We start from the raw sequence: 5,522 nt of genomic DNA on the forward strand, positions 1-5,522 counted from the left end.
AGGTCATCAAGGATGAGGCTGGCAATGTGGTGGAATTGCGCTGTACCTATGACCCCACAACCAAAAGCGGTCAGGATACTTCCGGCAAAAAGGTCAAGGGCACCATTCACTGGGTGGAAGCCAATCACGCCCTGCCGGCGGAATTCCGCCTCTATGAACCTTTAATCTTGGAAGACGATCAGGAGGAGGAAGAAAACAAGTCCTTCCTGGAGCGCATCAACCCCAATTCCCTGGAGGTATTGCAGGGGTTTGTGGAGGCCCAGCTCAAAGGGGTGGCGCCTCAAACCAAGTTCCAGTTCTTCCGCCATGGGTACTTTAATGTGGACCCCAAATATACCACGGCGGAAAAACCGGTCTTTAACCGGATTGTTTCCCTGAAAAGCTCTTTCAAATTATAAGTGGGGGCTTTTGCCCCCCTGTATACTGTGTATGGGGCCAATACTTGTAATCTTTTGGAACCGCTGAGTGCGGACCCGCATGCTAGGTGGTGTGAGAGGATGGGGGTTAATCACCCCCTCCTACTCGCTCGATCAGGATTTCAACAAGGCTTACAAAGCAGTAAGGAATTTCTTTTCCTCGACTAACATCGACCTTCCGCTGAACTGCATTATCCGCATGATAAACCCTCACCACCAGGCTGCCACTGCTATCAACCAGTCCCAGCACATCCCCATGGGCATTGACCAGATCGAAGTAGGCAGGAAGCTGGCGAAGACAGAAAAAAGGGGGATTACTTCAGAGGTTATTGAAAAACTCCGCCTGGTAGTCAAAGGGCGGAACAACCGGGTAGCGTCTTTGGAGAAAAAGCTAGCTGAGTTTGATGCCCACCGGCAAAGCGGCACGATACCAAAGGTAATCTTTGGCGGCAGAAAACTCTGGGAAAGAATCTGCAAGGGGCCTTTCCCTTTGCGAAGATGGTGGAAGCGGTGTGCAGAAGGGCTGTCAAGGAAAAGGCGAAAGAGCTTCAGCAACTGGTAACCCAAATCAAGCAAGACCTAACCTGTAAAGTCAATCCTAATATACCGAGGGAAGGAAAAGGGATGACCCGCAGGGTCAGGGCCTGCTTGAGGTGGCTGGATGGTAAGCTCCTATTGCACAACGGGTTTGCCCGACAGCAGCAGGAGGCATATTACTCCATCTGGCACGACCTCAAAAAACTTGCCCTGTCCTTACGGTAACCCCGTTTAGCCGGTGTCGGGAAAACCGGTAGGCGTTCTAACAGGACGGTTCGGACGGCGGTGAGCTTGCCGCTTCTACTCCAGTTTACTTCGACCTGCTGGTGCCGAAAGACATTCCGAAGGCGAGCCTGGGGTACGGGAGAGGATAACCTCTTCGTTCGGGCTCCGGGTGGGACTCCCGGGCCGAGGTCCCCTGTCGCCCTGCCCCTCGGAGGGCAAATCAAATGTTCGGAAAGGAGGCGAAGACCTGGTCTGGGGGCCGGTTTGGCTGGAGATAAAAACAGTCAAGTTTTTTGAACCAGGTGTAAATAATGGACAAATTTTTTGTGAATAAGGACGAAGTGGTTTTAATGGTCATTGATATACAAGAGAGACTAGTTCCGGTAATGAAATATGGAAGTCAAATTATTAATAAGACAAATATCTTGCTAACTATAGCTAATAGGCTAAATATACCGGTGGTGGTTACACAACAGTATACAAAAGGCCTGGGAAAGACAGTAGAAGAGGTTGCAAGCAACTTTAATCAAGTAACGATTTATGAAAAGATAACTTTTTCAGCATGTACAGACCAGTTGGTTGCGGATTTAAAGAAGATAGGTAGACCGAAAATAATAGTTACAGGAATGGAGGCACACGTCTGTGTTTTCCAAACTGTTAGAGACTTATTGAAAATTGGATATAACGTTTTCGTTGTTAGTGATGCCGTTTGCTCACGTAGTAAAGAAAACTATTTGAATGCATTATCCTTAATGCAACAAATGGGAGCAGTCATTACCAATACTGAATCTGTATTCTTTGATTTGATGAAAGAGGCGGGGACACCAGAGTTTAAGGAATTATCTCGTTTAATCAAATAACCGAAATCGCCAAGGGCAAAGCCTATGTCTTTAATTTTGTTACTGCTTGTGGCTAATAAATGTAAGCATAAATAAAAGGGGCTGGTGATATGCCCCTTTTACTTATGTCGAAACTAATAAACCAAGCTGGTATTCGCATAAACTTTACTGAATTTTAGTCTGAAATGGGGGAGGTAGAGTGCGGAGACCGGTGATTTTTTTTCTCTCCTGGCGTCAGTTAAAATTTACCACATATGTTTTTATTATACTAGTTATAGTTATTTTTGTCTATAGAATTGGCTGGGAACTGGCCCGCCAGGTTTTTTATCCCCTCTGGCCCAGGGTGATTGTGATTGACCCGGGCCACGGCGGCATTGATGGTGGGGCTAATTGCCCCGGTTTTCTGGAAAAGGAAATCAATCTGGCGATAGCCCTGAAGCTGCGGCAGGAGCTGGAACAGCAGGGGGTCAAGGTGATTATGACCAGGGAAGAGGACAAAGCCTTACAGGACGAAGCAAAGCGTTATACTTCCCGGCATCGGCAGGACCTGACGTCACGGATCGAAATAATTGAAAATTACCGGCCTGATTTATTTGTCAGCATCCACGTCAATGCCAATCCGCGGCGGCCCCAGACCTCCGGTCCCATGGTCTTTTATAACCGGCGGATACCAGCCGCTGCTCAACTGGCTACTCTGGTTCAGCAAAAACTGAATGAGGCGGCTGTAGAGGAGGGAGGCAAGCCCCATCAGGCCCGTCCGGCGGAATATTATTTGCTGCGACATAGTTCTTACCCCGGCTTGATCATTGAAACAGGCTTTATGACCAATACCAGGGAACGGGAGCTATTAAAACAGGAAGCCTATCAGAAACGGCTGGCAGGACAGATTGCGGCCGGTATCTATGCTTACTTCCTGCAACAGGATATTCCTGTACCTGAGCCGACTGCAACAAAAACTACACTGGCTGCCGATGGGCCTGGCTTACAGGTATATTTCCCCACGGCCGATGGGGAAAAGCTGGTGGCTGTTAGCCTGCCGGGGGAAGTGAAAACCTGGGCCCAGCCGCACATCAGTAAGGAACTGGTGCGTTTGCTGGTGGAACAGCTGCTGGCCGGGCCCCCGCAACAGGGTTTGGAGCCGGTTTTCGTGCCCGACACCAGGTTATTGGGAGTGGAAATAGATAATGGGATTGCAGTCCTCAATTTCTCGACGGCAGCAGTACCCACTGCGGGGGGCAGTTACCAGGAACAACTGGCTTTCAGGGCCTTGACGGAAACAGTTTGCAGTGTACCGGGTATCAATGGGGTCAAAGTGCTGATTAATGGGCAAGAACGGGAGACTTTTGGAGAACATCTGGATCTAACCCGGGTTTTAACCCCCATCAAACCCAAATTAAAGGTAGCTATCGTAATCGATGACCTGGCCGGGAGCAATCGGGGTCTGGAGGAAATGCTGGCTTTGCGGCGACCATTAACCCTGGCCATTATGCCCAAACTGGATTTGACCCGGCCCACAGCGGAAAAAGTTCATCGTCTGGGTTATCAGGTCTTTTTGCATCTGCCGATGGAGCCGGAAAAAGGGAAGAAAAGCTGGCTGGGGCCTGGGGCTGTGACGGCAGATATGACTCCAGCACAGGTGCGCCAGACGGTGCTGGAGGATCTGGCAGATGTCCCCTATGCCAGCGGCATGAATAATCATATGGGGTCAAAAATCACCAGGCGCAAGGATTTGATGTACGAGGTGCTCAGGGTAGCCAAGGAGAAAAACCTGATCTATCTGGACAGCCGTACAACGGAGGATACAGTTGTGCCGGTCCTGGCCCGGGAGTTGAACATGACAGTGCTGGAACGTTCGGTCTTTTTGGATGACATCAATTCCGTGACGGCGATCAAGAAACAAATCCGCGAACTGGCCCGGGTTTGCAGGCAAAACGGAGAAGCTATTGCCATTGGCCATGTAGGGGTAACGGGACCCAATCTGGCCAAGGCTTTGCGGGAAATGGTGCCCTGGCTGGAGGAACAGGGGATTGAGCTGGTTTATGTGGCCGACCTGTGGTCGGAACGCAGCCGCAGATAATAAGATACTATCTCATTTTTGGCACAGACCAACTTAAGATACCTATAGTAAATAATAATAAGATTATTAAAGGAATAAATTCCCTAGGAACTCTATCTATGTTAAATAATCTTTCAAAATCGTCAGAGGCGGCTAATATTACAAGTGGGCTACACCAAAGTGTAATGGCAGGTAAATATTTCTTAAGATTTGAATTTTCTTTGACCCAGGCATATATTGAAAAAAAAGGCCAGCCGATTGTGACTGCAAGGAAAATAATTGATAACCATACTGGCCAATTGCCATACAAACTATAGTAGGATAAATAAAAAAAAGCAATAGAAATAAGTGAAACAAATATAAGTATCTTTATCATCTTGATTAATTTATTTAATTCTTCATGCTCCTTGTTACTAGATAGTTTTAGAGTGAAGAGAAAGAAAACGGCAAAACCAAGCATACCCCAAATAATTAAAAACATCACCTCTACCTCTACCTCCTTCAATAAGGTTTGTTGAGATAGATATGTAAAATTTACTGTACAAGGAGCCATATACAGGCCCCTTGTACAGTAATAGTTAATTAATTTGTTGACCGTTAACAAAAACATCGACTTGTAAAATGCTTGAGGTTTCACCCCAATGTCGAGCATTCCAATTATATCCATAAGAATTAGAATAGCCAATGATTCTACTCCAATGTTTTGTATATGTGGCTATATTATCATCCATCCAATCCCAATTGTAATACTGGCCGGTTACGTCGTGATATACATAGGTCCGGTTAGAATTGTAATAGGGCCCAGTATGATAAGAATTTTGCGTATCAACATACCAAGTGGTGTAAACATTTGTCAGAGGATTTGCCCAAAAATCCCAGTTGTAATTAATTAATGAAACAGTTCCATCGGAATTTCCATTCCAATATAAGAAATTCATTGTTTCGGCTAGATTCTCTTGTGGAATATCTTCAGTATCAATTATTACTGTTACACTATTCGTATAAGTAACTGAAGTTGTTAATAATGAATTGCTTTGAAAATTGTTTGTAGTGAACTTTTTATATTTATCCGGAATAGGTAGTAGTTTGGTGTTATATGTTCCTTTTTTTCCATCAACTGTTATTCTATAATATTGTGCTGGTTCACCGAATTTTCTTTTCGCAGAGCCGTGGATACTTAATTCTCCGTTGGAATATTTTACGAGTTTAACTTTGTCTAGAATTACTTCACTATTGGAGTCTGCTTTAAGCTCCTTGCTTTCAACAACAGTATTATTCTCTTTGAGCGTTGCAAAAGCCTGACCATTTATTGAGAGCATAAAGAAAGTTAATACTAAACCAATTATATGACGAATTTTCATTTCTGTTCCTCCCTTCCAATATTATTCTTTGGGCGTCCAATAAAATTATAGAATATCAAAAAAAAAAAAAAAAAAAAAAAAAACCATT

Annotated in this window: 5 protein-coding genes and 1 pseudogene; 4 read left to right on the forward strand and 2 right to left on the reverse strand. The window is 45.3% G+C overall.

Annotated features, from left to right (window positions below; translation table 11 throughout):
* From ULO1_RS15230 to ULO1_RS10820, 4 genes and pseudogenes are all read left to right on the forward strand, one after another.
* Positions 1 to 398: pseudogene (locus ULO1_RS15230) on the forward strand (glutamine--tRNA ligase); the annotation flags it as partial.
* Between the two features lie 91 nt (positions 399 to 489).
* The gene (locus tag ULO1_RS14960) at positions 490 to 978 is read left to right on the forward strand and encodes a hypothetical protein (RefSeq protein WP_079933588.1); all 489 of its coding nucleotides are present in this window, start codon (positions 490 to 492) and stop codon (positions 976 to 978) included.
* Positions 979 to 1,489: 511 nt separating this feature from the next.
* On the forward strand, positions 1,490 to 2,038 hold the full coding sequence (locus ULO1_RS10815) for a hydrolase (RefSeq protein WP_078665475.1): 549 nt from the start codon (positions 1,490 to 1,492) through the stop codon (positions 2,036 to 2,038).
* Positions 2,039 to 2,216: 178 nt separating this feature from the next.
* Positions 2,217 to 4,094 carry a divergent polysaccharide deacetylase family protein gene (locus tag ULO1_RS10820; protein WP_079933589.1) on the forward strand — a complete coding sequence of 626 codons (1,878 nt, stop codon included), beginning with the start codon at positions 2,217 to 2,219 and terminating at the stop codon, positions 4,092 to 4,094.
* A gap of 7 nt (positions 4,095 to 4,101) precedes the next feature.
* Here ULO1_RS10820 and ULO1_RS10825 read toward each other — a convergent pair whose 3' ends face one another.
* Positions 4,102 to 4,557, reverse strand: a complete 456-nt coding sequence (locus ULO1_RS10825; RefSeq protein WP_079933590.1) for a hypothetical protein — start codon at positions 4,555 to 4,557, stop codon at positions 4,102 to 4,104.
* A 94-nt stretch (positions 4,558 to 4,651) separates the two neighbouring features.
* Entirely contained in the window at positions 4,652 to 5,434 is a 783-nt protein-coding gene (locus tag ULO1_RS10830; RefSeq protein WP_079933591.1) for a hypothetical protein, read from the reverse strand.
* Positions 5,435 to 5,522: the final 88 nt, after the last annotated feature.

This window comes from Carboxydocella sp. ULO1 (assembly GCF_002049255.1).
In the GTDB taxonomy this organism is placed as follows: Bacteria; Bacillota.

Coding starts and splice junctions, on each gene's coding strand:
- ULO1_RS10815 (WP_078665475.1), top strand. CDS start 1,490: ATGGACAAATTTTTTGTGAATAAGGACGAAGTGGTTTTAATGGTCATT.
- ULO1_RS10830 (WP_079933591.1), bottom strand. CDS start 5,434: ATGAAAATTCGTCATATAATTGGTTTAGTATTAACTTTCTTTATGCTC.